Genomic DNA, 24238 nt, shown 5'->3' on the forward strand with positions numbered 1-24238 from the left:
CCCCACCGACGTCGTCGATCCTGTCCGCCGCTCACACCCGGTGAGCACCCGCTGAGTGCCCCGCGGCGGTCCGACTAGGTGCTCGCGACGCGGCACTAGGGGGCACCCAGGCGCGGCTGGGTGGTCGGACCAGGGGCTGCCGGCCCGCACGGCCGGGCCACGACCCCGGCGCGTCGCTAGGCTGCGGCCGACGAAGGAGGACGCCGATGTCCGAGGACTTCACGGTCACCGTCGGGTCGGGGACGCTGCGTCCCGACGCGCCGGACGCGGTCGCGCTGCCGCACCGGTGGACGCCCGGAGGCATGCGGGCCACCGCCGCGCCGACCGGGGCGCACCTGCTGCACCTGGCCGTCGCCGGCTGCGTGCTGAACGACCTGCACCGCGAGGCCGCGGCGCGCGGCATCCCGCTGGACGGGGTCGAGGTCGTCGCCGGCGGCGGGTTCGCGCCCGGCAGCTGGGCGTCGACCGGCATCACCTACGCCGTGCGGCTGGACACGCCCGTCACGGAGCACGAGGTGGACCTGCTGCTGGCCGTCGTGGACGAGGTCGCCGAGATCCCCCGGGCCGTGCGGCAGGGCGTGCCGGTCAGTCGGTCCACTCCGCCAGCTCCGCCCGACTGACCATCCCGAGCTTGCGCAGCGCCCGGCTCATGTGGTTCTCCACGGTGCGGACGCTCAGGTAGAGCTGGTCCGCGATCTGCCGGTTGCTCAGCCCCTCGCGCGCCAGCACCGCGACCTCCTGCTCCCGGCCGGACAGGGACTCGGTGCGCGGTCCGCCGACGGGCCGCGCGGTGCCGCTCCCGGGCGCCCGCGTGCCCACGCCGAGGTACTGCTCCGCCGCGTGCGTCAGGCCGGGGGCGCTCAGCGGGCTGATGCCGGGCAGCCCGGCCTCGACGGCCTCGCGGTCGTCCTCGGCGATCCCCACCAGCACCTGCACGTACGGGTCCAGCAGCGGCAGCCGGGTCCGCCCCGCGACGTCCCGGACCTTCTCGGCCCGCTCGCGGTCCAGCGCGGCGTTGCCCATCCCCCAGCACAGCAGCGCCGGCTGCAGCAGGCCCTGCTCCGCGTACGCGCGGCCCGCCTCCCAGGCGGTGCTCGACGCGGCCGCCGGATCCCCGCCCGCCGCCGCGAGGGCGGCGTGCGCGAGCGGGCGCAGCGAGCGCAGCAGCGGCTGGTGCGCCGGCGGCGTGCTGTCCAGCTCGTGCACCAGCACCTCCGCCAGCGACTGGTTGCCCGCCTGCGCCTGCAGCACCGCGCCGACGGTCAGCCCCCGCCGGTAGAAGGTCGTGCCGACCGGCCCGGGCGCACCGAGCCGCAGCGCCGTGCTGAGGGCGCGCCACGACGCGGCGCTGCGTGCGCCGGCGAACAGCACCTCGGCCAGCACGCAGGCGTGGATGCGGATGCCGAGGGCGTCCAGGTCGTCGTAGGCGGCGTCGAGCATCCGGCGCTGCCAGCGCTCGGCCTCCGCGGCGCGCCCCGACTGCAGCAGGCACTGCCCGCGCAGCGCCGCGAGGTAGTGCCGCGCCTCCGGCTCGACCTCCGCCGGGTCGGCCGCGTTCACCCGGCGGCACACCCGCAGCGCCGCGTCCGGCCACCCCGCCTCCAGCAGCGCGGCGGCACGCTGCACGGCCGGCCAGCCGCGGAAGAACGCCGGCTCTCCCGGCGGGTCCGGGTCGCCGGCGACCTGCTCGGGGCACCGGCCGCCGGCGATCTCGTCCAGCACCCGGGTCTTCAGGTCCCGCAGGGTGCGCACCGGCGCGAGGTCCGGGTCGGCCGGGTCCTCGTGCGCCGCGGGTGCCGTCGGGTCCGCCGGATGCTCCCGGTCGGCCGGCTCAGGGCCGGCTTCCGGGTCGGCCTGCGTCGCCGCCTGCGCGGCCGCCCACGCCGCCCAGCGGGACCGGTAGAACGCGAACGTCGCCCGCTCGGCGGGGTCGTCGTCGGGCAGCGGCCGGACGCGCTCGAAGACCTGCTCCAGCCGGTCGACGGCCGGGCGGCGCATCAGCGTCGCGAGGTAGGCGTTGGCCCGCCCCAGCGTCGGGTCCTGCAGCCACTCCGCCCGGCGCGCGGCCTCCTCGGCCGTCGCCCGCTCGTGCACGAGCGCCGTCAGCTGCGCGGCACGGCCGGACTTCCCGCTCTCCCCCGACGGCGTCGCGAGCAGCGCGACGCTCGGGTCGTCGGGGGCGGTCGCCGCGGACCTTGGCCCGCCGTGCGCCCGGACCCGGTCGACCAGCTGCCGCCGCCGGGTCGGGTCCAGCCGCTCGCGCAGCGCCCGCGCCAGCACCGGTGGCGAGACCGCCAGCACCTCCCCGGATCCCGACGGGTCGTGCCCGACCACGCGGCCGCACTCCTCGAGCTCGGCCAGCACCGCCGGCCCGACCAGGCTCGCGGCGACGTCCGCGGGCACCGGGCCCGTGCTGGCGAGCACCTCGAGCGCCTCGACCAGCGGGCGCGGCATCCCGGACAGGAACACGTACGCGACCGCGCCGACCGGGACGTCGGTCAGCGTGCCGTCCTCCACCCACATCCCGTCCTGCCGGCGCAGCGCCCCCGCCGCCCGGGCCGCGTCGACCAGCGCCACCGCGGCCTTCGGGTTGCCGGCCGTCTGCGCGGTCACCGACGAGGTCAGTCCGGCGTCGGCGGGCGCGCCCAGCACGGAGGCGAGCAGCACGGACACCGCCCGGAAGCCGAACGGCGGCACCCGCAGCTCGGCCGGGGCGCGGTCCACCAGCAGCTCGCGCATCCCCGCGGTCGGGGAGCGCAGGGGGTCGACCGTGCTCGCCGCGACCAGCACGGCCGGGGTGCGGGCGAGGACGCGGCGGACCACGCCGAGGCTGGCGGCGTCCACCCGGTCGACGTCGTCGACCAGCAGGATGCTGCGCCGGGCCCGGAGCTCGTCGGCCAGCCACTCGGTCAGCACCGGCTCGTCGGGAGACCGCACCGACGCCGAGGCGTGCCCGACCAGCGCGGACAGGTCCTGCGAGCCGCAGGACCGCAGCAGCAGCCCGGTCACCCCGCGCCGCGACGCGTCCGCGAGCAGCCGCTCCAGCACCGTCGACTTGCCCGACCCGCGGTCGCCGCGCACCAGCACGTCCCGCCCCAGCGGCAGCCACCGCTGCGCCGCCGCGATGGTGAGCCCGAACCCCTCTGCGTCCACCGATCCTGCCCCGTCCCTCGTCCGCGTCGCCCTGCCGGGTAGGCACTCTGCAGGGCGTGCCAGCACTCAGTGAGCGGCCCGTGACCACCTACGCAGACGCGCGCGAGCGCGAGCACTGTGGTCGCGCGGGCGAGGCCGGGCCACCTACCCAGCGCCGCCCGGCCACCTCCGGCTCACCTGCGGGGCGCCCGCTCGGCCGCACTCCCGCCCGCGCCGCCGCGCACCCGCCCACCGCGCGCCCGCGCCGCCGCGGTGCCACGCTGGGAGACGCCCAGCGGGAGCCTGGCCAGGTCCCCGCGCCCGGGACCGGAGGGACCCGCGATGTCGTACACGATCGGCTACTTCGTCGGCAGCCTGTCCAGCACCTCGATCAACCGCACCCTGGCCGAGGCGCTCATCGCGCTGGCGCCGGACCAGCTCGAGCTCCGGGAGATCCCGATCCGGGACCTGCCGCTGTACAGCCCGGACTACGACACGGACGACCCGCCGCCCGCGCGCGCGCTCAAGGAGGCCATCACCGCGTCGGACGGCATCCTGTTCGTGTCGCCCGAGTACAACCGGTCCATCCCCGGTGCGTTGAAGAACGCCATCGACTGGGGCTCGCGGCCGTGGGGCAGCAACGCGTTCGCCCGCAAACCCACCGGCATCGTCGGTGCGTCCATCGGCGGCATCGGCACGGCGGTGATGCAGTCGTCGATGAGGAGCGTGCTGAGCTTCCTCGACGCCCCGCAGCTCAACGCGCCGGAGGCGTACATCCACTTCCGGCCCGAGGTGTTCGGTCCCGGCGCGCCGTGCGCGACGAGAGCACGGCCAAGTTCCTCGGTCACTACATGGACGAGTACTGCGCGTTCGTGCAGCGGGTGCTCGCGGCGAACGCACCCGGGCACATCGGCGACCCGGACGCGATGCCCACGGCCTGAGGCCGGTCTAGGCCCGGGGCTTGAGCCGCTGCCCCGGGATCACCGGCGCGGGCAGCGGCGGCTGCGGGTGCCCGTCGACGCGGCCGAACCGCGGGCCGCCGCCGTCCGGCGAGGCGATCTCGGCCTGCCACTGCTCGCGCGCGGCGAGCACCTCCTCGTGGTCGCGGCCGATGAAGTTCCACCACATGACGATCTTCTCGCCGAGCGGCAGGCCGCCGATCAGCAGCGCCCGCACCTCGGCGCCGCCGTGCGCGGTCAGGGTCAGGGTCGTGGCTCCCGGCGCGCGGTAGCGGAGGTGGTGCACCGGGGCGGGCTCGCCGTCGACGGTCAGGTCACCGGCGTCGACCAGCACGCCGTGCTCGAAGGCCGGGTCGACCGCGAGCGTCACGGACGCGCCCGGCCGGAGCCGCAGCTCGGCGCCGACCAGGGGCGAGAACGTCGGCACGGGCGACGTCGATCCTGCCAGCGAGCCGAGGAACACCCGGGCCTCGCCGCCGTCCAGGGGCACCACGGGCGGCACGTAGTGGTCGAACGCGGGGTCGACCTCGCGGTCCCGCTCCGGCAGCACGGTCCACAGCTGGACGCCGTGCAGCACCGTGGTCGCCGCGGTGGAGTCCTCGGAGTGGCTGATACCGTGCCCGGCGGTCATGAGGTTGAGCTCCCCCGGCCGCACCAGACAATGCGTGCCGAGGCTGTCGCGGTGCTCGATCTCCCCGGAGAACAGCCAGGACACCGTCTGCAGCCCGGTGTGCGGGTGCGGCGGCACCCGCATGCCGCCGGTCGCGGCGACGTCGTCGGGGCCGTAGTGGTCCAGGAAGCACCAGGCGCCGATGAACGACCGCGCCCGCTGCGGCAGCGTGCGGCGCACCGTCATCGCGCGGATCCCGCCGAGCGGCACGTCGCGTGGCTCCAGCAGCTCGCCCGCGCCGGCGGCGACCGGGGTGCACACCCGCTCGCCGGCCGCGACTTCCAGGTTGGTCATGCGCCCGAGCGTAGTTCGCGCCCGCCCGGGCACGGCGAGAGCGCAGGACACGCCGGTGCGGGGTGCCCGCGCACCGGCGTGTCCTGCGCTCTCGCGGGTCGGCCTAGCGGAGGGCCTTGCGGATCGCCCCGACCGCGATCGCGGCGCCCAGGATCCACGGGCCCGCGACCAGGACCACGTCCAGCGGCTGGTGCCGGACGTCGACGCGACCCCGGCGGGACGCGATCGGGTGCCGGCGCGGCTCGGACAGGATCCCGGTCTCGGTGATCGGGTTGTCCGGCCGGGTCGTCGCGAACGACTTGAGGTGCTCGGTCGTCGACTCGACCCGGTCGGCGGCGATCAGCAGCAGCCAGTGTGCGGCGCGGCCCTCGCTGAACCGGTCGTACGCGTAGCGGCGGATGGCGCCCGCCGGTCCGTGCAGCGGCTGCGCGGTGCCGAACACCGGCGGCAGCATCGTGTGCTCGATCGAGCGCTCGCGCGGGTACGTCTCCGGCTGGCGGTCGGGGAAGTCCCAGTGCGCGCCGGTCGGCAGGTCGCGGCGCTCACGCGGGTAGGACGGCCGGTCGGCCGGGTCCAGGTCGGCGCCCCAGCCGGGGATCCGGGCCCGGAGCTGGTCGGAGGTCTCCGGCAGCGCCGGCTTGTCTGCGCGGTACGGCATGGTCGTGCTCCTCTCAGTCCGCGTCCGGGATGATGACCGGCTTGATCATGCCGTCCAGCTTCGACGACATCATGTGGTAGCCCTCGGCGATGTGCTCCAGCGGGATCCGGTGCGTGATGATGTCCGACGGCTTGAGGTAGCCGTTCCGGATGTGCTCGAGCAGCCGCGGCCACTGCCGGGCCACCGGTGCCTGGTTCATCCGCAGCGTCAGGCCCTTGTTCATCGCGTCGCCGAACTTCACCGCGGAGAAGATCGGCCCGTACGCGCCCATCACGGACACGGTGCCGCCCTTGCGGACGCCGTCGATCGCCCAGTTGAGCGCGACCGGCGACCCACCCTGCAGCTTCAGCTTGGCCGCCGTGACGTGCTGGATCAGGTTGCCGTCCGCCTCCGCGCCGACCGCCTCGATCACGCGGTCGAAGCCCAGGCCGTCGGTGGCGTACTTCATCTCGACGACGATGTCCTGGTACTCGGTGTAGTTGCGGGTCTCGGCGTGCGCGAACTCCTTCGCCTTCTCGAGCCGGTAGTCGAGCTGGTCGATCACGACGACCCGCCCTGCGCCCATGAGCCAGGCCGACCGCGCCGCGAACAGCCCGACCGGGCCCGCCCCCAGCACCGCGACCGTGTCGCCCTCGCGGATGTCCGCGAGCTGGGCGCCGAAGTACCCGGTGGACAGCGCGTCGGTCATGAGCAGCGCGTCCTCGTCGTCCAGCCAGTCCGGGATCCTCTCCGGGCCGACGTCCGCGAACGGCACGCGCACGTACTGCGCCTGACCGCCGTCGTAGCCGCCGGTCGTGTGGGAGTACCCGTAGATGCCGCCGACGGCGGTCGCGTTCGGGTTCACGTTGTGGCAGTTCGAGTACAGGCCCCGGGCGCAGAAGAAGCACGTCCCGCAGTAGATGTTGAACGGGACCATGACGCGGTCGCCGACCTGCAGGTTCTGCACCGACGACCCGACCTCGTGCACCACGCCGATGAACTCGTGGCCGAACGTGTGCCCGATCCGGGTGTCCGGCATCATCCCGTGGTAGAGGTGCAGGTCGGAGCCGCAGATGGCCGCCCGCACCACCTTCACGATCGCGTCGTTGGGATGCTCGATCGCCGGGACGTCCTTCTCCTCCACGCGGACCTTGTACGGCCCGCGGTAGACCATCGCTCGCATGAGGCCTCCCTCGAGGGTGTGCTGGGTTGCATCTAGCCTGCGGACCTCCGGCGGCTCCCGCATCCGGAGGCGGTCCGGCCGCTGCCGCGCAGCCCGGCGGATGCCACCATCGACCCCGTGACCGCTGCTCGTGCTCTCGCCGGCGCGCTCGGTGCCGCACTGCTGGCCGTCCTGGCCTCGGGCTGTGCCGCACCGGCGAACCCCGCACCCCTGCCGCCGACGCCGACCGCGCACGTCTCGGGGCGGTCGGCACCGGACGTCACGGGCGTCGTCGCGGTGCGGGACGGCGGGCCGGTCCTGACCCAGGCCTCCGCCCCGTCCTTCGAGGGCATGGCCCTGTCGACCGACGACCCCGCCGTGGTGTCGGACGCCGGCGCGGTGACCCTCGACGACCTGGCCGACGGGGACGCCGTCGAGGTGTGGCTGGCGCCGGACGCGGCGTGCGCCGAGTCGTCGCCGGTGCAGTGCGCCGTGCTGACGATCCGCGTCACCGGCTGAAGCGGGCCACGGGCGCCGGGTCGCCCCGGGCGGCGTACCCGCCCGCGCCGTAGCATCACCGGCAATGACCAGCGCCCCCGCCACCGAGCCCGGCGCCCCCGCACGGGCCCTGCTCGACCGGCACCGGGCCCTCGCCGCCACGGCGGCGGCCGTCCTGGACCACGTCGACGGCGCCACCGTCCGGATCGCCGCCCTCGTCGAGCAGGACCGCGAGGCGCGGGTCCGCGCCGAGCTCGGCGTCGTCCCCGTCGACCAGCTCGGCGCGATGACCGACCGCAACCTGCGGCTGCGTGCGCTCACCGACGCCGGGTACGCCACGGCCGCGGACCTGCTCGGCGTCGACGCCGCGGTGCTGGACCAGGTGCCGGGCGTCGGCGCGCAGACCGCGCGGAGCGTCGTCGCCGCCGTCGACCAGCTGGCCGACGCCGTGCGCGCCGGCGTCCCGGTGCGGCTGGAGATCGACCGGTCCGGCCGGCCCGACACCGCGACCACCGTCGAGCTGCTGCGGCTGCTCGACCGGCTGCTGCGGCTGCGGCCGGTGGCGGAGCCGCACCGCGCCGCGCTGACCGACTACGCGTCGTCGGTCGGCGTGCACGCCGCGACCGCCGCCCCCGCGGGGAACCGGCTGCGGTTCGCGTTCTCCCGCGGCGCGACGAAGGAGCGCGTCCGCGGCGCCCTGGCGGCGCTCGACGGCTGGTCGACGGTCGTCGACGAGGGCCTCGGTGCCACGGTCGAGCGCCTGGCGGCTGCGTGCGCCCGGCCGGACGCGGACGCGACGGCGCTGTGGGACGCCTTCGAGCGGCGCAGCGCCGAGTTCTACACGGTGCTGGGCAGCATCGTGCCGCTCGCCCAGGACGTGCTCGCCGCCCGCGGCATGCTCACCGCGGAGCTCGCGGAGCGGGTCGCCGCGCGGCCGCTCGACCTGTCGCTGATGCGCGTGCCGCTGCGCGGGTACCAGGAGTTCGGCGCGAAGTTCGTGCTGAACCAGGGCCGTGCCCTGCTCGGCGACGAGATGGGCCTCGGCAAGACCATGCAGGCGCTCGCCGTGATGGCCGACCTCGCCGCCCGGGGGGGACACGCACTTCCTGGTCGTCTGCCCGGCCGGGGTGCTCGTGAACTGGCTGCGGGAGGTCGACGCCCGCACCGCCCTGCGCGGGCACCGGCTGCACGGGCCCGACCGGGACGGCGCCGTCGCGCGGTGGCAGGCGGAGGGCGGCATCGGCGTCACCACGTTCGAGGCGCTGCCGCACGTCCCGCCGGACGGGCCGGCCGTGGCGCTGCTGGTCGTCGACGAGGCGCACTACGTGAAGAACCCCGGCGCCCGGCGGTCGCAGGTCGTGGCCGCGTGGGCCGCGCGGGTCTGGCGGGTGCTGCTGATGACGGGCACCCCGCTCGACAACCGGATCGAGGACTTCGTCGCGCTGGTGCGGCTGCTGGACGCCGACCTCGCCGCGTCGCTGCCCCGGCACCTGGGCCTGGTGGGCGCCGACACGTTCCGGCGCGACGTCGCCCCCGTCTACCTGCGGCGCAACCAGGCCGACGTGCTGGTCGAGCTGCCGGAGCTGGTCGTCGTCGACGAGTGGGAGGACCTGTCCCCGGCGGGCGAGCGCGTCTACGCCGAGGCCGTCGCGAGCGGGAGCTTCATGGCGATGCGCCGCGCCGCGTACATGACCGACGACCCGGCCGACTCCACCAAGCTGGCGCGGCTGGTCGAGCTCGTCGCCGACGCCGGCGCCAACGGGCACCGCACCGTCGTGTTCTCGTACTTCCGCGACGTGCTGGACCGGGTCGTCGCCGCGCTGTCCCGCGAGCCCGGCACCGCCGTCCACGGCCCGCTGACGGGTGACGTCGCGGCGGACGAGCGGCAGGCGGTCATCGACGCGTTCGGTGCCGGCCCGCGGCACGGGGTGCTGGTGGCGCAGATCACCGTCGGCGGCGTCGGCCTCAACCTGCAGGCCGCCTCCGTCGTCGTGCTGTGCGAGCCGCAGCTGACCCCCGCCGCCGAGGCGCAGGCGATCGCGCGGCTGCACCGGATGGGCCAGGTGCGGACCGTCGTGGCGCACCGGCTGCTGACCGAGGACGGCGTCGACGAGCGGATCGTCGAGCTGCTGGCCGGCAAGCAGCGGGTGTTCGACGCCTACGTGCGGGAGTCGTCGGTCGCGGCGGCAGCGGTCGCGGCGGTCGACGTGACCGAGGCCGGGCTGGCGCGCGAGGTCGTCGCGATGGAGCAGGCGCGGCTCGGGTACGGACCGGTCTGGGACGAGCTGGCACGCGGATGAGCACCGCGATCGTCTCCCGTCCGCCCGCAGGTGGCTACGCTCGACGGGTGAACGCGACCGACCGGCACCACGTCCGCGTCTCCGGCGTCCCCGGGGCGCAGCCGATCGTGTTCGCGCACGGGTACGGCTGCGACCAGCACATGTGGCGGCTCGTGGCCCCGCACTTCGAGGACGCGTTCACCGTCGTCACGTTCGACCACCTCGGGGCCGGCGCCTCGGACGCCAGCGCGTACGACCCCGTGCGGCACAGCACGCTGCAGGGCTACGCCGACGACGTCCTGGCGCTCCTCGACGAGCTCGGGCTGAAGGACGTCGTCCTGGTCGGGCACTCCGTGTCGGCGATGATCGCCGTGCTGGCCGCCGTCGCCGAGCCCGAGCGGTTCGCGAAGCTCGTGCTGGTCGGCCCGTCGCCCCGCTACGTCGACGACGACGGCTACACCGGCGGCTTCACCGAGGACGACATCACCGAGCTGCTGGACTCCCTGGACAGCAACTACCTGGGCTGGTCGCGGTCGATGGCCCCCGTCATCATGGGCAACCCGGACCGACCCGAGCTCGGCGCGGAGCTGACGGCGAGCTTCTGCCGCACCGACCCGGACATCGCGCGCCGGTTCGCCCGGGTCACCTTCCTGTCGGACAACCGCGCCGACCTGCCGCACGTCCCGGTGCCGACCCTGGTCCTGCAGTGCATCCAGGACGTCATCGCGCCGGTCGTGGTCGGCGAGTACGTGCGGGACGCGATCCCGGACGCGCGGCTCGTGCTGCTGGACGCCACCGGCCACTGCCCGCAGCTCAGCGCCCCCGAGGCGACGACGGCCGCCATCGCCGCCTTCGTCCGGTGACCGCCCGGCCGGCCGGGACGCCCCCGACCCCCGTGGCGCCCGACGACCCGGCCCAGCTGTACGACCGTGCCCCGTGCGGGCACCTGTCGACGCGCCCCGACGGCACCATCGTCGGGGTCAACGACACCTTCCTCGCGTGGACCGGCTACCGGCGCGAGGACCTGGTCGGGCGCCGGCGGTTCGTCGAGCTGCTGCCCGCCGGGGACCGGATCTACCACGAGACCCACTACGTCCCCACCCTGCACCTGCAAGGCACCGCCCGGGAGATCGCCCTCGACGTGATCGCCGCCGACGGCCGGCGGCTGCCCGTGCTGATCAACTCCGTGCTCGACCGCGACGAGACGGGCCGGCCCACCGGGATCCGGACCGCGGCGTTCGACGTGACCGAGCGGCGCCGCTACGAGCACGAGATGCTCGCCGCCAAGCGCCGCGCCGAGGAGTCCGAGGCCCGCGCCCTCGAGCTCGCGCAGACCCTGCAGCAGACCCTCATCCCGCCGACGCCGCCACAGATCCCCGGCCTCGACGTCGCCGCCGTCTACCGGCCCGCGGGCGACGGCCGGCACGTCGGCGGCGACTTCTACGACGTCTTCCAGGTGGCGGCCGACGACTGGGTCGTCGTGCTCGGCGACGTGCAGGGCAAGGGCGCCGAGGCCGCGGTCGTCACCGCCCTGGCCCGGTACACCGTGCGCGCCGCGTCGGTCGACCACGACGACCCGGGCGCGGTGCTGCGCACCCTCGACCAGGTGCTGCGCCGTGCCGAGACCGACCGGTTCTGCACCGCCGTGGTCGTGCGGCTGCGCCGGTCCGGCGGCACCTGGCGGGCGACCACCGCGTCCGGCGGGCACCCGCTGCCGCTGCTGCGCCGGACCGGGCAGCCGCCCGTCCCCGTCGGCGAGCACGGGCACCTGATCGGCATCCTGCCCAGCGCCGACTTCCCCGACACGGACCTCGAGCTGCAGCCCGGCGACGCCCTCGTGCTGTTCACCGACGGGGTCACCGAGGGGCGGCGCGGCGGCGGCTTCTACGGGACCGAGCGGCTGGTCCAGGTGGTCGACCGGCACCGCGGCGGCGCCGCCGACGTGACCGACGCGATCCTGGCGGACGTCATGGCGTACCAGGCGGACGACGCCCGGGACGACATCGCGGTGGTGACGGTGGCGGTCGCGGCGGGGTAGTCCGGGGGGATGCTCGGGTCGAGTGTCCAGAAACTCGGACGGTGTGTCCCGATATGTCCGCGGGTTTCTGGGCACTCGTCGCGTCGGTGGAACCCTGTGCTCGTCCGATGGCGCAGGGCCGTCAGCTGGCCGCACCGCCGGTCGGAAGCGGTTGCATCGGCCACGGGCCGACGAACTTCCCCGGCACCGCGACCGGGGTGGCGCCCGCCCCCAGTGCCTGCTGCACGAGCCGCACCACGCGGGACGCGAGCTCGTCCAGGGTGTCGCCCCACTCGGTCGGAGCAGGAGTGGTGCCGGACGGGTCGAGCTCCTCGAGCACGAGGAGCGGCGTCCTGAGGCCCGTGACCGACACCTCGATCAGCGGTCGCCAGACAGACCCCGGCCGCACGACCACCTCGCCCTCGCCCGGCTGCGCTGACAGCTCCGCGATGCTGCGGCCGGTGCGGTTCAGCAGGACGAGGACCCGGGCGGCGGTGAAGTTCTCCGAGGCCACCCGCACGTCGCGGGAGGACGCCAGCACCCCGGCCACGACGCCAGGTGCCGCTGGCTCAGGGTCGCCCGCGCCCAGCCCACGGAACGTGATGCCGTTGAACTCCGGGAGCTTGGCGATCGCGTCGAGGAAGTCACCGAGCGCGGTGCTCATCGCTCGTCCTCCCGGCGTCCGCGTGCTCCACGCTCTTCCGGGGTCGAGACGATGCGGGTGATCGTCGGCATCTGCGCCTTGCGCTCGCTGATGTCACCGGGCCCCAGCGTCCCCAGTCGGCGCCGGCTCTCCTCGATCGCCCGCGTGACGAGGCCCTCGATCTCGTTCCGCTGTTCGTCGTCCGTCATGCCCGCAAGGACGTCGGAGTTCCACGTCCGTGCGTCGGGCCGGGGGTCGCGAGGGTCGTCCACCCGGCTCATCGTGCCACCTCGCGCCCGACGAACGCCCAGTAGCTGCCGGCACCCGTCCCGAACTGCTGGGCACCGCGGACCTCGAACACGGTCCCTGGCGGCATCAGGATCTCCGCTTCTCTCCCGTAGTGCGACAGCGGTTGCACGTCGACGCCGCTCCGGCCCTCGACAGTCACGAACGCGTTGCCGTTGGTCCGTCGCCGGAACTCGTCGGCGATCCCGGCGTCGTTGGACGTGCTCCAGAACGCGCGGTCACTGACGTGGTTGCCCGGTTGCTGCCACTGCTGCAACACGTCCGGCGGCATGTTCGTCCCCCGGAACGTCGTGCCGTCGGTCGCTGGCAGCTTGCCCATGCCGGACACCGCGGAATCGACCTCTGCCTGGATCCGGAGTGCTGCGTCATCGGGGTACGACGACGGGTTCCGCAGGAACCCGTTCATCTCCGTGTATCCCTCGTCGGTGGTGTAGCGGTAGATGTTCCGGACCTCGTCCGGCGTCAGCGTGGGGTGTCGCCCGGCGACGGCGTCGGCCCACTGGTCCAGATCGCCCCCGTCCTTGGGGTGAGGGAGGTCGCTGAGGTCCGGCAGCGGGGAACGCGCCGGCGCCGAGGGTGCCCGCGGCGGGGTCGGCGCCGGCCCTGCACCCCCGCCCGGCAGCCGCCCCCGCACGCCCGACGCCAGCTGCGCCAGCGCGTCCTTCATCGCCTCCAGCAGGTTCTTCAGCGACTTCCCGGTCGAGATCACGTCGATGACGGACCGCCCCACCCGGGTCGCGATCGATGACACGCGCGTCGCCACCTGCGACGCCACGTACGGCGTCGCGAGCCCGGCGGTCACTACGAGCGTCGACACCCAGGAGATGATCGAGCCGACCAGCTGCGCGAGGGTGTCCCGCACCAGGTCGTGCACGACCTGGACGACGGTGGAGCAGGTGCGCAGCGCCGACGCCATCGAGGACGCCGACGTCCCCGCGGCCCGCACCCGGTCGGCCAGCCCGTTGGCGTACGCGCCGTAGGCGACGATCGACGCGCCCGACATCGCCTCGAGGTCTGCGGTGACGATCCGGTGCAGCTCGTCGCCCGCGCCGTTCATCGCGGTGGCGACGTTGTCCCACGTGCCGGCGAAGCCGAGCACCGCGCCGGCGTCACCGGTGAGGTCGTTCAGCCAGCCCTTGAGCGGCTCCAGGTGCTCCATCAGCCAGCCCAGCCCCGCCGCGATCAGCGAGCCGAGCGGGTCGACCGCGGTGGCGACGGCGTCCAGCGCGACGCCGACCCCGGACAGGCCGGCAGCGACCCAGTCGCCGGACTCCAGCGACGAGCTCAGCTGGGACAGGGAGTCCAGCAGCATGGCGCCGCCGAACGCCGTCGACGTGTCGACGGGCCCGACGACCAGCGGGTTCGCGGTCACCCGAGCACCCGGGCGATCTGCTGCATCCGCGACTCGACGGCCCGGTCGGTCTCGTCGACGGAGCGTGCCATCGCGCCCAGCTCGGCCACCATGCCGTCGGTCGCCTCGCGCACCGCCGCGATCGCGTCCTTGGCGGCGGCGTCCGTCCCGCCGATGATTCCCGGCAGGAACCCGCACAGGACGCCGAACGCACCGCCGTGCAGGTCGGCCGACCCGGCCGCCGACTCGGCCGTGCCGAGGTCGCCCGCGACCTGCTGCACCCGGGCCGCGTGCTGCCGCAGCACCCCGGTGTCGATCTGGAAGCCCCCGCTCACGCGATCACCGCAGCCGGCTCGCGAGCTCGTCGCGCAGCTGCGCGGTGACGGGTGAGGTCTCGCCGAACGCGTCCGCGGCGACCGCCAGCGCCTGCCGGCCCGCGTCCTGCGCGGCGGCACGGACGGTCTCGACGATGAGCGCCGACAGGTCGCGCGCCACGATGGTGGTCGCGTCGTCCGCCAGGTGCAGGTCGACGAGCTGGCCCGACGGGTCGACCTCGGCGGTGACCTCGCCGCGCGGGCTGCGGGCCCGGCCGCGGAGCCGGTCGAGCGTCTGCTTGACCTCGGCCGCCTTGACGGCGCGCTCCTGGGCTGCGGCGATGTCGGCCTGGACCCGCTCGATGGCAGCGTCCGGGTCGTCGAAGTAGGACGTCACGGACGGCACTGTAACCGGCCCGTCCGGCGCGCTCCCGCCGACTGCCCGAACGCCACCCGGTCGGACCTGGCCTCAGTCTGCGTCCTCCGGCGACGGGTCCGGGATCTCCCCCGGCCGGTACCGCGGCAGCCGGCTCGCCGGCAGGATCGCGGTCGCGCTGATCCCCGCCAGCACCAGCAGCCCGAGCCGCAGCGTGTTGAGCCGCGCCTCCTCGTTCAGCGCCACCGCCGCGTCCACCTGCACGTCGTCGGCGTCCGTGCCGGCCAGCACCTCGCGCAGCTCGTCGTTGCTGACGAAGTTCACCGCGTCCAGGTCGACCTGCTCGACGAGGTCCGCGGGCAGGTCCGGGTGCTCGACGACCGCGCGGCCGACGTTCACCGACAGGATCGTGACCAGCAGCGCGCCGACCAGCGCGGTGCCGACGGCCGACGCGAGGTTCTGCGTGGTGCCGCGGATGGACCCGACGTCGCCGGCCAGGCGCTTCGGGACGGCCGTGACCAGCACGTTGAACACCAGCGTCACCAGGGCGCCCTGCCCGACGCCGAACACGAACAGGCCGAGGATGGTCGGCAGCGTCTCCCAGTTGTTGGTGACGACGAACGCGAGCCACGCGAGCGCGACGGTGGTGAGCGTGAACCCGAAGACGCCGATGGTGCGCGGCGGGAACCGCCCGTAGAACCGCACGACCAGCGTCGCGGTGACGAACACCGTGAGGTTGAACGGCATCATCGCCAGCGCGGTGTCGAACGGCGTCCGGCCCTGCACGATCTGGATGTACAGCGGGACGGTGAAGTTCAGCGCCGCCTCCAGCGCGACGACGATGAACATCGCGTACACCGCGGCGCGCTCGCTCGACGCGCCGAGCACCCGCAGGTCGACCAGCGGCATCTTGCCCGAGGCCGCCCGGCGGCGGGTCCACCAGAAGAACGTCTGGCCCAGCACGATGCCGAGCACCACCAGCACCGGCGCCGGCGACACCCCCGCGATGCTGAACGGCGCGTCCGGCGTCGCGACCAGCGGCCCCCACGCGTTGAGGTTGTTGAACCCGAGGGTCAGCAGCACGACGGCCAGGCCGATCAGCGCGGCGGCGACCAGGTCGATCCGGACCTCGCGGTTGCCGCCGTCGGACCGCAGCCGGGTGCTCAGCACGAGCACCGCGACCGCGAGCGCCAGCACGACGCCGAACACCGGGCGCCAGCCCACCAGCGTCCCCAGCGCGCCCCCGACGAAGAACGCCGTCACCCCGGAGATCGCCCGGGCCGAGCCGAGGGAGCCGATCGCGGTGGCCTGCTGCGCGCCGTGGTAGTTCTCGGCGATCAGGGCCACCAGCGACGGCACGATGATCGCGGCCGACGCCCCGGCGACCGCCTGCCCCGCGATGGCCCAGCCGACGCTCGGGGCGAGGATCATCATCAGCGCCGACCCGGCGAACGCGGCGATCATCACCCGGAACATCACGACCCAGCCGATGCGCTGGCCGAGCTTCGCGCCGGTCATCACCAGCGCGGCGACCGTCAGCCCGTAGACGACGATCGTCGAGCTGACGACCGTCGGCGGGACGCCGAAGTCCTCGACCATCCCGCCGAGCGACACGGGCAGCGCCGCGACGTTGAACGACATGAGGACCTGCGCGAGGAACAGGCCGGCCATCGGCACCCAGGAGCGGCGCTCCTCGGCTGTGGTCGTGGCCGGGGACTGCGTGCTGGTCATGCGCGGGCTCCCGTGCGCTCGGGGACGTGGACGGCCGACGCGAACACGTTCAGGCCGAGGGTGCGGCTCAGGTGGGCCGTGGCCAGCCGGCCGCGGACGCTGTTGCCGGCCGGGTCGAGCGGCGGGGAGAACGTGCCGATCGCGCCCTTGCCCGGCGCGATCGCGACGATGCCGCCGGCGACGCCCGACTTGGCGGGGACGCCGATCTCGAACAGCCACTCCCCCGACCGCTCGTACATACCGGTGGACGCCAGCACCGCCAGGGTGTCCCGGCAGACCTGCGCCGAGACCACCCGCTCGCCGGTCAGCGGGTGCACGCCGCCGTCCGCGAGCGTCGCGCCCATCAGCGCGAGATCCCGGGCGCTGACCCGCAGCGCGCACTGCCGCGTGTAGACGTCGACGATCTCCAGCGGGTCGGACTCGATGCGGCCGTAGCTCTCCAGCAGCCGGGCGATCGCGCGGTTGCGCTGGTTGGTCGCCGACTCCGACTCGTACACGACCTCGTCGACCTCCAGCTCGCGGCCGGCGAAGCGGCTCAGCCCGGCGACCAGGTGCCGCCACTGCTCGTCCGGGGTGCGTCCCGGCAGCAGGGCGGTGGTCGCGATCGCCCCGGCGTTGACCATCGGGTTCATCGGGTGGCCGTCGTTCAGCTCGACCGCGATGACCGAGTTGAACGGCAGCCCGGTGTTGTTCACGCCGACCCGGTCGAGCACCACCTCGTGCCCGTGCACCTCGCACGCCAGCGCGTACACGAACGCCTTGGAGATCGACTGGATCGTGAACCCCACGTCGGCGTCGCCCGCGGCGTGCAGGTCGCCGTCGGTCTGCGCCACGCAGATGCCGAAGAGGGCCGGGTCCACCTCGGCCAGCACCGGGATGTAGTCGGCGACGACGCCCTCGGTCCGGTCCCGGTACCGCACGTGCGCGTCCCGGACGAGCTCCTCGACCCGGTCCCAGCCGGGCAGCGAACCCGTCGAGACCGCCTGCTCCACGCCGCTGATCTCGGTGCTCACGCATCCTCCGCCCGCCGTCGCCCCCGCGGCGATCGTGTCACGCGAGGTGGAGGGCGTACAGGGTCAGTTGGTGCGGTTGGTGCGCCTCCTGCACGAGCGCCGTCGCGTGACGCATGGCACGCGCGCGGTCGTCGGGGGTCAGGATCCGCGCGTGCGCGACGCCGACCGGTTGAGCAGACGCCGCAAGTCGGTTCCCGCCACGGTGAGCGCGTCGTCCCGCCAGGACCCGACCACGGGCTCCGCCCCGGCAACGAGCTCGTCCAGGTGCGCGCGGGTCACCGTGATGGTCTCGAGGCGGTTGCCCGACCAGGCCAGCACCTGCGCCTGGAGCGCCCGCAGCTGGTCCTGCCAGGCGTCGGAGTCCGTCTGCGCGGAGTCCCGCACGACCAGCAGCAGGTCGACGTCGCTCTCCGGCCCGGAGTCCCGCCGGGCGACCGACCCGAAGACCGCGGCGCTGACGACCGCGGGCCGCAGGCTCGCCGTCGCGTCGGCCAGGCGCCGCAGGAAGTCGTGGCGCGCGGCGAGGGCGCTCGTCACGGCGGGGGCCAGCACGTGCTCCCGGTTCAACCGGTACTGGTGGCCGTGGTTCGACGGCTCGGCGACGACCAGCCCCTGCCCCACCAGGCGGTCCAGCGCGAAGGCGAGGCCGCGGCGCGTGCCACGCGGTGCCAGCCGGTGGATCTGGGACTGGCCCAGGGCGCTCTCGGTCCCCGCCAGGACGGTGAGCACAGCCGACTCCATCGACGGGATCAGCGACTGCAGCGGCGAGGACAGGTCCATGCCCCCATGGTGTCGTCGCGCGCTCGGCCTGGCAATATCTTTCCAGGTCGGCATGATCTTTCCAGCAACGGTGCTCATGCGACGACGCTAGGGCCGGCCCCACGCTGTGAGTGCGAGCCGAAGGTCCCGTGCGACCCCTCAGCCGAGGTGGCCGCCGAGCGCCCCGGCGCCGCCGGCCTTCGCGGCGGTCAGCATCCCGGTGGTGATCAGCCGCGCGAGCGGCGAGCCCGCCACCGAGCCGCCGGCCTCCAGGTGCTCGGCCTGCTTCCGCAGCGCGACGGCGACCGAGCGAGCGCCGCCCGCGCGGTGCCGCTCGACGGTGTCCGCGAGCAGGCGCAGCAGCTCGGGCGGCTGCGACTGCTCGATGTGGTCCGTGCGGGAGACCAGGGGCACGAACAACCGTCGTCCCCGGCGCGGCTTCACCGCGAGCAGCAGCGTCCCGCCGCCGTTCGGCACCAGCGCCACGGACGTGCCCGGCTCGAGCCGGAGCTCCCGGCGCCAGAGCCGGCACCGGACCTGCAGCACCGTGCCCGCGGCCGGGTCGAGCCAGGTGGACCGCCAGAGCAGGACGACGAAGAACAGCGCGAGCGCCGCGACCCCCGCCCCGCCGACGACCCGGTTCTGCGGCTGGGTGACCAGGAGGTAGCCGGCGACCCCCAGCGCCACCACGGCTGTCCCGATCAGCCACCACCGGAAGGACCGCGACGACAGCCCCGGGAGGCGCACCAGCCCGGGCGCGGCGGTCACGGCGCCCCGACCGCCGCAGCGACGACCGCGGCCGCCGTGCCGACCGCGCGGTCCGCGAGGTCGCGCACCCGGACGTCGAGCTCCGCGCGGCTGGTCGGGCTCGCGACCACCGCGGAGCCCGACCCGGCACGGGCGTCCAGCACCCACGCGCCGCCCGGCCCGGTGAACAGGCCCAGCAGCTCGGGCTCGCGGTCGTCCGGCGTCCGCACGACGACGTCGCTCCGCACGAGCGCGTGCCCGAGCGCCTCGACGACCTCGACCGGCGGGTCGGAGGGGTCAACGACCTCGATCTCGGGGCCGGCGCCGTCGCCGGTCTCCGGGTGCATCACCGCGTCGAGCAGCAGGTCGCCGAGCGCGTCCGCGGGGGCCAGGGAGAACCGGTGCTGCCCGTCGGTCGACACCTGCTCGACCAGCACGACGTCGCGGACCACGTGGGCGTACCAGAAGTCCTGCCCCACGACGGTGGACCGCGCGACGCACACGACGGCGGACGCACCGCGGCGCAGCGTCACCAGGGACAGCACGTCCTCGCGGACCTGCAGCTCCACGGTCGGCTCGCCCACCGCGGCGGCCAGCGCCTCGACGGTCGGCGGGTCGACCACGCCGCGGGCCAGCAGGCCGCGGTAGGCGGTGCGCAGCGCGACCTCGCGGTCGGCCTCGGCGAGCGTCGCCAGGTACGGGGAGACGACCAGGCCGCCGGGGCCGGCGAGGATCGCCAGCTCCTCGTCGGTCAGCACCTCGACCGGCACGGCCACGGGGGTGTCGGCGTCGCTCATCCGAACAGCCCGAACGACACGACGTCGAGCGCGCCCTTGCCGAAGTCGGACACCGCGTCCTTGGCCTTGTTCACCTGGTCTCCCGCCCAGTCCGCGGCGTCCGACACCGCGTCCTTCGTCCAGTCCACCGCCGTCGCCCCGGCGTTCCACACCGTCTTGCCCGCCGACCCGAGGAAGTCGCCGATCGCCTCGCGGTTGTCCCACACGAGGTTGCCGAGGCTCCACGCGCCGTAGGCGAGCACCGCGCCCCCGGCGACCGCCAGGCCGACCGGCCCGAGGCCGAGCGCACCGGCGGCCAGCAGCGCACCGGCGCCGCCGGCGCCCGCGAGTCCGAACCCGCGCGTGGCCCAGCCGCGGGCGCCCTCGTAGCCGCCGCCGGTGACGACGTCGGCCAGGCCGGTGACGACCGTCAGCGGCAGGAACGCCTTGCCCGCGGTCCGCAGCGCGCCGACGCCCTTCTGGCCGAGCAGCTTGGTCATCCACTCGGCGGCGGGCTTGCCGTTCTTGAACACGTCCATCGCGGCGTCGGCCTTCGCGAAGTTCTCGACCATCGCCGCGTAGTGCGTGATCGGCGCCGACGACGCCTTGAGGAAGTCCAGGAACGCCTTGCTCTTGCCCGCCGACTTCATGACGCCCTTGATCACCTGCGCCAGGGCGATGCCACCGGCACCGACCGAGCCCAGCGCGCCGATCACGTCACCGCTGGCGAACGCGCGCTGCAGGTAGGCGTCGACCGCCGATGCCAGCGTCTGCGGCACCTCGACGGCAGACAGGTTGTCGGCGACCCGCTGGTCGGTGGTGGCGACGTCCTGCAGCGCCGTGGCGATCGCGTCGGCGTGCACCTGCGCGTCGGCGTTCAGCGCCCGCTGCTCGGCGTCCCGCTGCGCACCCGCGCCGTCGGGGTCGCCCGCCGCCGTCATCACCGGCGGCAGCGTCGGCGCGGTGACCCGGCCGTCGCCGTCGACCCGGAACCCGCCCGCGACGGCCGTGTCCACGGTCGACAGCACCGCCGACTTCGCGCGGGACAGGTCGGTGGCCCCCGAGGCGAGCGCGGAGCGCGCCGACTCCAGCGCGTCCGCCAGGGCGAACCCGGTCGTCGCCTCGCTCGCCATCCGCTGCGCTGCTGCCTGGGCGGCGTCGCCCTGCCAGTGGTCGGTCAGCCGGGTCATCGCCGCCTTGGCCGCGCGCACCTGCGCGTCGACCGCCTCCTGCGCCGTCCCGACGCCGGTCGCGGCGTCCGCGAGCGCCTCGGGCCGCCAGCTGCGCACGACGTCCAGGGTCAGGGCCGCCATCAGAAGGCCCCCATCGCACCGAACCGGCTCTGCACCGAGCTCTCGGCCGTGCGGTAGCCGTCCGCCGACCCGGACGCACTGGCCGACATCCCGCGGATGTTCTCGCCGAGCACCTGCACCGCCGCGCCGACCCGGGTGGAGACCCAGACCGCCGCGTCGGGCACGGCCGACCCGGGCAGCGCCGCCTCGATGCCGGCGAAGGCGCCCGCGACGTCCAGCGCCTGCAGCTCGGTGGCCACGGTCTCCAGCTCCGTCGACGCGGTGTCCAGCGCCGCGATCGAGACGTCCACGCTCATGGGTTCCCTGCCTTCGTGATCGTGCCGTGCGGGTTCAGAAGTCGCCGAGCGAGCTGAGGATGCCCCCGCCGCCCAGTCCCATGTACCGCCCCAGCGGCGACGACGCCACCGGACCGCCCGCGTCGAGGTGCTCGGCGTGCGCCCGCAGCGGCGCGATGACCGCCGTGGTCTCCCGCGCCCCGCGGCCCTCGAGCTCGTCCGCGAGCGCCCGCGCCACGTCCGCCGGGATGCCCACGGCCGCGCCGCCGTGCACCTCGATCAGCGGGAGGAACACGCGCTTCCAGCCCCGCTCCGCCATCAGCCCGGTCCGCTTCTTGCTGGACGTCAGCGCGACGAGCACCTTCCGGTCCAGGCTCACCGGCTTGGTGCGGAGCGTGCGGCGCTCGGGGTCCAGCACGCCCGCGGTGCGGTCCAGGCGGGCGACGACGGCGCCGCCGGCCGCCGGGTCGAGCGCGCGGACGAGGACGACCCCGCCCTGTGCTGCGGTGCTGCTCACGTTCGGAACTCCCCTGCTCGACCCCGGGACACGCCGCGTCACGGTATCAAGCGGGGCGGTCGCCGCACGGGCGGGGGTCACGACCCTCGCCCGTCCGGCGGCACCCGCTAGGACGACGCACGCGCGGTGGCGGCGCCGGGCTCTGCGGACGGCATCACGGTCGCGCCGCCCGCCTCGACCGCATGCAGCGTCCGCAGCTGGACACCCTTCCCCACGTGCGCGGACACCCGTCCTGCGCCAGGATCAGCGCACCGCACCACCTCGCCGCAACCCCTCCGCCGAAGGAGTCCCGGATGAGCACCATGCGCTACAAGCCCAGCAAACCCGGAGCGATCCTCACCGTCGTCATGGGGATCGGGATGATCGTGTTCGCCGCGACGCAGTTCGCCGACGCCACCGGGGCGACGCTCGCGTTCTTCATCTTCTGGTGCGTCGCGGCCATCGCGATCATCGGGTTCACCGTGTGGGCGGCGTTCGCGAAGAAGGGGTCGGTCGCCGACATCGTCACCGACGACGAGCCCCGCCGATAACGGTGTCCTGGCGGGCGCTCGTCCGCGGGGGTGGACGGTGCCCGGCCGGGACGGCATCACGAGTCCGCCCGGCGTCCTGACGGGACCCGCGTTCGGAAGCGGACGACCTCGGCGTCGACCGACCGCGCGGCCCGCTTCGCCGTCGACGGTCGCGAGAACGTCCCCCGCAGCACCACCGCACGACCCGACCCCCGCTCGACGACGAGCATCGACAGCATCCGGGAGTCGCTGAACCCGTTGCCGAAGCCCGAGTAGCCCACGACCCGTACCGCCGTCACGCAGTCCAGAGGCACGCGCCGGGTCACCAGCCAGGACACGCACCGCAGCTCCCCGGCGTCCATGTACACGCCCATGACCGACATCCGGAGCACGAGCGCGATCCCGAGCGCCCCGACGACGGCGGACCAGACGGGCAGCTGCTCCGCGGACAGCCCGACGAAGATCGCGCTCATCCCGACCCAGTAGCTCCCGAGCAGCCAGCCCAGGGGGCCGGTGCGCGTGAGACGACGTCGACGCGTCTCCACCACCTCGGTCCTCCCCCCCATCTGTCGTGCCCCGCACCGTAGGGGATGTGCGCGGCTCGGCGGGAGTTCGTCGACTTCCGCTCGTGCGCAGGCGCCTCGACCGCCACCTACGACGAAGCGCCGGAAAGGCCTGGAACCCCGCCCCGACCGGCTGTGAGGATGCGGTGGTGCGATCGTTCGAAGAGCTGGTGGCCGAGGCGGAGGCCGCCGACGTCGGCGGCTGGGGGTTCGGCTGGCTGGACGGCCGCGCGACCGAGGAGCGCCCGCCCTGGGGCTACGCCCGGCTGCTGGCCGCGCGGCTCGGTGAGGTCGACGCGGCGCTCGACCTGGACACCGGTGGCGGCGAGGTCGTCGCGGAGGCACCCACGCTCCCGCCCCGGATGGTCGTCACCGAGGGGTGGCCGCCCAACGCCCGCCGGGCCCGGGAGCTCCTCGGTCCGCGCGGCGTCGAGGTCGTCGAGGTGGCCGGGGGCGAGCGGCTGCCGCTGCCCGACGCGTCGTTCACACTGGTCAGCTCCCGGCACCCCGTCGCACCGGACTGGACGGAGATCCACCGGGTGCTCCGTCCCGGCGGGACCTACCTCGCGCAGCACGTCGGCCCGCGCTCGGCGTTCGAGCTGATCGAGCGGTTCGTCGGACCGGTGCCGGGGCCCGTCGCCCGTGACGCCGACGACGAGGCCGCTGCGGCCGAACGAGCCGGGCTGGTCGTCGAGGACCTGCGGCGCGCGACCTGCCGGATGGTGCTCCTCGACGTCGGCGCCGTCGTCTGGATCCTCCGGAAGTGCGTGTGGTGGGTGCCCGACTTCACGGTCGCCCGGTACGAGGGCGTGCTCCGCGAGCTCGACGCCGAGATGCGCGCCGGCCGGCCGCTCGTGGCGCGCTCGACGCGGCACCTCGTCGAGGCCCGACGTCCCGGGGTGCGCACCGCACGAGCCGATGTGTGCTGATGGGGCTTCCTCACAGTTGTCCCGGAACTGTAAGTAGCGGACTTGCTGGCCAACACGAGTCCTCGCGGCGGAACCGGGCGCTATCCCGGCGGCGCTTCGGTGCCGCTGCTGGTTCACCACGAGGGGGCAGTGCCACGATGACCGGCATGGGATCGCGCAGCAGGACCACGACGCTCGCCGTCCTCGGCGTGGCCGCCGCGGCGCTGCTGCTCGCCGGGTGCGCGGCCGGGGCGAATCCGGCGGTCGGGATGCCGGTCCCCGGATCGGCCGACCCCGCCGGGTTCTGGCTCGGGCTGTGGCACGGGATGATCCTGCCGATCACGTGGATCGTCTCGCTGTTCACCGACACCGTGACGCCGTACGAGGTGTTCAACAACGGCAACTGGTACGACGTCGGGTTCGTGCTCGGGATCTCGATCGTGTTCGGCGGGCCGTTCGGCGCGCGGCGCGCTGCGCGCCGCTGAGCCG

27 protein-coding genes and 1 pseudogene are annotated in these 24238 nt (G+C 74.7%); 9 read left to right on the forward strand and 19 right to left on the reverse strand.

What is annotated here, in order from left to right; genetic code table 11:
* The first annotated feature begins 206 nt into the window (after positions 1-206).
* On the forward strand, positions 207-620 hold the full coding sequence (locus AC1050_RS07855) for an OsmC family protein (protein WP_482386793.1): 414 nt from the start codon (positions 207-209) through the stop codon (positions 618-620).
* Here AC1050_RS07855 and AC1050_RS07860 read toward each other — a convergent pair.
* Positions 586-3153 carry a helix-turn-helix transcriptional regulator gene (locus tag AC1050_RS07860; RefSeq protein ID WP_482386794.1) on the reverse strand — a complete coding sequence of 856 codons (2568 nt, stop codon included), beginning with the start codon at positions 3151-3153 and terminating at the stop codon, positions 586-588. The two genes, AC1050_RS07855 and AC1050_RS07860, sit on opposite strands and share 35 nt — an antisense overlap.
* 321 nt (positions 3154-3474) lie before the next feature.
* On the opposite strand from AC1050_RS07860, the pseudogene AC1050_RS07865 reads away from it, so the two are divergent.
* Positions 3475-4073, forward strand: a pseudogene (locus AC1050_RS07865) (NADPH-dependent FMN reductase).
* Between the two features lie 7 nt (positions 4074-4080).
* Here AC1050_RS07865 and AC1050_RS07870 read toward each other — a convergent pair.
* From AC1050_RS07870 to AC1050_RS07880, 3 genes are all read right to left on the reverse strand, one after another.
* On the reverse strand, positions 4081-5055 hold the full coding sequence (locus AC1050_RS07870; protein ID WP_482386795.1) for a pirin family protein: 975 nt from the start codon (positions 5053-5055) through the stop codon (positions 4081-4083).
* 103 nt (positions 5056-5158) lie between these two features.
* Positions 5159-5713, reverse strand: a complete 555-nt coding sequence (locus AC1050_RS07875) for a hypothetical protein (RefSeq protein WP_482386796.1) — start codon at positions 5711-5713, stop codon at positions 5159-5161.
* Positions 5714-5726: 13 nt separating this feature from the next.
* Positions 5727-6875 (reverse strand): zinc-dependent alcohol dehydrogenase, encoded by a 1149-nt coding sequence (locus AC1050_RS07880; protein ID WP_482386797.1) that lies wholly within the window; start codon positions 6873-6875, stop codon positions 5727-5729.
* A 117-nt stretch (positions 6876-6992) separates the two neighbouring features.
* Here AC1050_RS07880 and AC1050_RS07885 point away from each other — a divergent pair, with 117 nt between their 5' ends.
* Positions 6993-7373, forward strand: coding sequence for a hypothetical protein (locus AC1050_RS07885; protein ID WP_482386798.1), 381 nt, complete (start codon positions 6993-6995; stop codon positions 7371-7373).
* A gap of 55 nt (positions 7374-7428) precedes the next feature.
* On the opposite strand, the gene AC1050_RS07890 is transcribed toward AC1050_RS07885, so the two are convergent.
* Positions 7429-8451, reverse strand: a complete 1023-nt coding sequence (locus AC1050_RS07890; protein ID WP_482386799.1) for a hypothetical protein — start codon at positions 8449-8451, stop codon at positions 7429-7431.
* 34 nt (positions 8452-8485) lie between these two features.
* On the opposite strand from AC1050_RS07890, the gene AC1050_RS07895 reads away from it, so the two are divergent.
* The 3 genes from AC1050_RS07895 to AC1050_RS07905 are packed head-to-tail and all read left to right on the forward strand — an operon-like array spanning position 8486 to position 11669.
* A complete protein-coding gene (locus tag AC1050_RS07895; RefSeq protein WP_482386800.1) occupies positions 8486-9652 on the forward strand; it encodes a DEAD/DEAH box helicase in 1167 nt (388 codons plus the stop codon).
* A 47-nt stretch (positions 9653-9699) separates the two neighbouring features.
* Positions 9700-10494, forward strand: a complete 795-nt coding sequence (locus tag AC1050_RS07900; RefSeq protein ID WP_482386801.1) for an alpha/beta fold hydrolase — start codon at positions 9700-9702, stop codon at positions 10492-10494.
* Complete coding sequence (locus AC1050_RS07905) at positions 10491-11669, forward strand: PP2C family protein-serine/threonine phosphatase (protein ID WP_482386802.1); 1179 nt, start codon at positions 10491-10493, stop codon at positions 11667-11669. The genes AC1050_RS07900 and AC1050_RS07905 overlap by 4 nt, the downstream gene beginning before the upstream one ends.
* A gap of 121 nt (positions 11670-11790) precedes the next feature.
* Here the strand turns inward: AC1050_RS07905 and AC1050_RS07910 are convergent, their stop codons facing one another.
* The 13 genes from AC1050_RS07910 to AC1050_RS07970 form a co-directional block, all read right to left on the reverse strand.
* On the reverse strand, positions 11791-12312 hold the full coding sequence (locus AC1050_RS07910) for a hypothetical protein (RefSeq protein ID WP_482386803.1): 522 nt from the start codon (positions 12310-12312) through the stop codon (positions 11791-11793).
* Positions 12309-12572, reverse strand: a complete 264-nt coding sequence (locus AC1050_RS07915; protein ID WP_482386804.1) for a hypothetical protein — start codon at positions 12570-12572, stop codon at positions 12309-12311. Before AC1050_RS07915 ends, AC1050_RS07910 begins: the two co-directional genes overlap by 4 nt.
* Positions 12569-13969, reverse strand: coding sequence for an ADP-ribosyltransferase (locus AC1050_RS07920; RefSeq protein ID WP_482386805.1), 1401 nt, complete (start codon positions 13967-13969; stop codon positions 12569-12571). The genes AC1050_RS07915 and AC1050_RS07920 overlap by 4 nt, the downstream gene beginning before the upstream one ends.
* The gene (locus AC1050_RS07925) at positions 13966-14283 is read right to left on the reverse strand and encodes a type VII secretion target (protein WP_482386806.1); all 318 of its coding nucleotides are present in this window, start codon (positions 14281-14283) and stop codon (positions 13966-13968) included. Before AC1050_RS07925 ends, AC1050_RS07920 begins: the two co-directional genes overlap by 4 nt.
* A gap of 4 nt (positions 14284-14287) precedes the next feature.
* The gene (locus tag AC1050_RS07930; RefSeq protein WP_482386807.1) at positions 14288-14659 is read right to left on the reverse strand and encodes a YbaB/EbfC family nucleoid-associated protein; all 372 of its coding nucleotides are present in this window, start codon (positions 14657-14659) and stop codon (positions 14288-14290) included.
* Between the two features lie 72 nt (positions 14660-14731).
* Positions 14732-16369, reverse strand: a complete 1638-nt coding sequence (locus tag AC1050_RS07935) for an MFS transporter (protein ID WP_482386808.1) — start codon at positions 16367-16369, stop codon at positions 14732-14734.
* Complete coding sequence (glsA, locus tag AC1050_RS07940) at positions 16366-17382, reverse strand: glutaminase A (protein ID WP_482386809.1); 1017 nt, start codon at positions 17380-17382, stop codon at positions 16366-16368. Before glsA ends, AC1050_RS07935 begins: the two co-directional genes overlap by 4 nt.
* Before the next feature lie 138 nt (positions 17383-17520).
* Complete coding sequence (locus AC1050_RS07945) at positions 17521-18240, reverse strand: nucleotidyltransferase domain-containing protein (protein ID WP_482386810.1); 720 nt, start codon at positions 18238-18240, stop codon at positions 17521-17523.
* Positions 18241-18300: 60 nt separating this feature from the next.
* Positions 18301-18909 carry an AbrB/MazE/SpoVT family DNA-binding domain-containing protein gene (locus tag AC1050_RS07950; protein WP_482386811.1) on the reverse strand — a complete coding sequence of 203 codons (609 nt, stop codon included), beginning with the start codon at positions 18907-18909 and terminating at the stop codon, positions 18301-18303.
* Positions 18906-19685, reverse strand: coding sequence for a hypothetical protein (locus AC1050_RS07955; protein WP_482386812.1), 780 nt, complete (start codon positions 19683-19685; stop codon positions 18906-18908). Before AC1050_RS07955 ends, AC1050_RS07950 begins: the two co-directional genes overlap by 4 nt.
* Complete coding sequence (locus tag AC1050_RS07960; RefSeq protein WP_482386813.1) at positions 19682-20977, reverse strand: WXG100 family type VII secretion target; 1296 nt, start codon at positions 20975-20977, stop codon at positions 19682-19684. The genes AC1050_RS07955 and AC1050_RS07960 overlap by 4 nt, the downstream gene beginning before the upstream one ends.
* Positions 20977-21273 (reverse strand): hypothetical protein, encoded by a 297-nt coding sequence (locus AC1050_RS07965; protein WP_482386814.1) that lies wholly within the window; start codon positions 21271-21273, stop codon positions 20977-20979. The genes AC1050_RS07960 and AC1050_RS07965 overlap by 1 nt, the downstream gene beginning before the upstream one ends.
* 34 nt (positions 21274-21307) lie before the next feature.
* Positions 21308-21769, reverse strand: a complete 462-nt coding sequence (locus tag AC1050_RS07970; protein WP_482386815.1) for a hypothetical protein — start codon at positions 21767-21769, stop codon at positions 21308-21310.
* A gap of 293 nt (positions 21770-22062) precedes the next feature.
* On the opposite strand from AC1050_RS07970, the gene AC1050_RS07975 reads away from it, so the two are divergent.
* Positions 22063-22299 (forward strand): hypothetical protein, encoded by a 237-nt coding sequence (locus AC1050_RS07975; protein WP_482386816.1) that lies wholly within the window; start codon positions 22063-22065, stop codon positions 22297-22299.
* A gap of 56 nt (positions 22300-22355) precedes the next feature.
* Here AC1050_RS07975 and AC1050_RS07980 read toward each other — a convergent pair whose 3' ends face one another.
* Entirely contained in the window at positions 22356-22823 is a 468-nt protein-coding gene (locus tag AC1050_RS07980; protein WP_482386817.1) for a hypothetical protein, read from the reverse strand.
* A gap of 167 nt (positions 22824-22990) precedes the next feature.
* Here AC1050_RS07980 and AC1050_RS07985 point away from each other — a divergent pair, with 167 nt between their 5' ends.
* A complete protein-coding gene (locus tag AC1050_RS07985; RefSeq protein ID WP_482386818.1) occupies positions 22991-23770 on the forward strand; it encodes a class I SAM-dependent methyltransferase in 780 nt (259 codons plus the stop codon).
* A 146-nt stretch (positions 23771-23916) separates the two neighbouring features.
* Positions 23917-24234: a hypothetical protein gene (locus AC1050_RS07990; protein WP_482386819.1), complete on the forward strand. Its 318-nt coding sequence runs from the start codon at positions 23917-23919 to the stop codon at positions 24232-24234.
* Positions 24235-24238 lie beyond the last annotated feature (4 nt).

The organism is Cellulomonas sp. NEAU-ZC6, assembly GCF_056844425.1.

What these genes read in the sequence shown, in the direction of transcription:
- AC1050_RS07855 (WP_482386793.1), top strand. Translation starts at nt 207, where the DNA reads ATGTCCGAGGACTTCACGGTCACCGTCGGGTCGGGGACGCTGCGTCCC.
- AC1050_RS07870 (WP_482386795.1), bottom strand. Translation starts at nt 5,055, where the DNA reads ATGACCAACCTGGAAGTCGCGGCCGGCGAGCGGGTGTGCACCCCGGTC.
- AC1050_RS07875 (WP_482386796.1), bottom strand. Translation starts at nt 5,713, where the DNA reads ATGCCGTACCGCGCAGACAAGCCGGCGCTGCCGGAGACCTCCGACCAG.
- AC1050_RS07880 (WP_482386797.1), bottom strand. Translation starts at nt 6,875, where the DNA reads ATGCGAGCGATGGTCTACCGCGGGCCGTACAAGGTCCGCGTGGAGGAG.
- AC1050_RS07910 (WP_482386803.1), bottom strand. Translation starts at nt 12,312, where the DNA reads ATGAGCACCGCGCTCGGTGACTTCCTCGACGCGATCGCCAAGCTCCCG.
- AC1050_RS07915 (WP_482386804.1), bottom strand. Translation starts at nt 12,572, where the DNA reads ATGAGCCGGGTGGACGACCCTCGCGACCCCCGGCCCGACGCACGGACG.
- AC1050_RS07935 (WP_482386808.1), bottom strand. Translation starts at nt 16,369, where the DNA reads ATGACCAGCACGCAGTCCCCGGCCACGACCACAGCCGAGGAGCGCCGC.
- AC1050_RS07945 (WP_482386810.1), bottom strand. Translation starts at nt 18,240, where the DNA reads ATGAGCACCGTTGCTGGAAAGATCATGCCGACCTGGAAAGATATTGCC.
- AC1050_RS07955 (WP_482386812.1), bottom strand. Translation starts at nt 19,685, where the DNA reads ATGAGCGACGCCGACACCCCCGTGGCCGTGCCGGTCGAGGTGCTGACC.
- AC1050_RS07960 (WP_482386813.1), bottom strand. Translation starts at nt 20,977, where the DNA reads ATGGCGGCCCTGACCCTGGACGTCGTGCGCAGCTGGCGGCCCGAGGCG.
- AC1050_RS07965 (WP_482386814.1), bottom strand. Translation starts at nt 21,273, where the DNA reads ATGAGCGTGGACGTCTCGATCGCGGCGCTGGACACCGCGTCGACGGAG.
- AC1050_RS07975 (WP_482386816.1), top strand. Translation starts at nt 22,063, where the DNA reads ATGAGCACCATGCGCTACAAGCCCAGCAAACCCGGAGCGATCCTCACC.
- AC1050_RS07990 (WP_482386819.1), top strand. Translation starts at nt 23,917, where the DNA reads ATGGGATCGCGCAGCAGGACCACGACGCTCGCCGTCCTCGGCGTGGCC.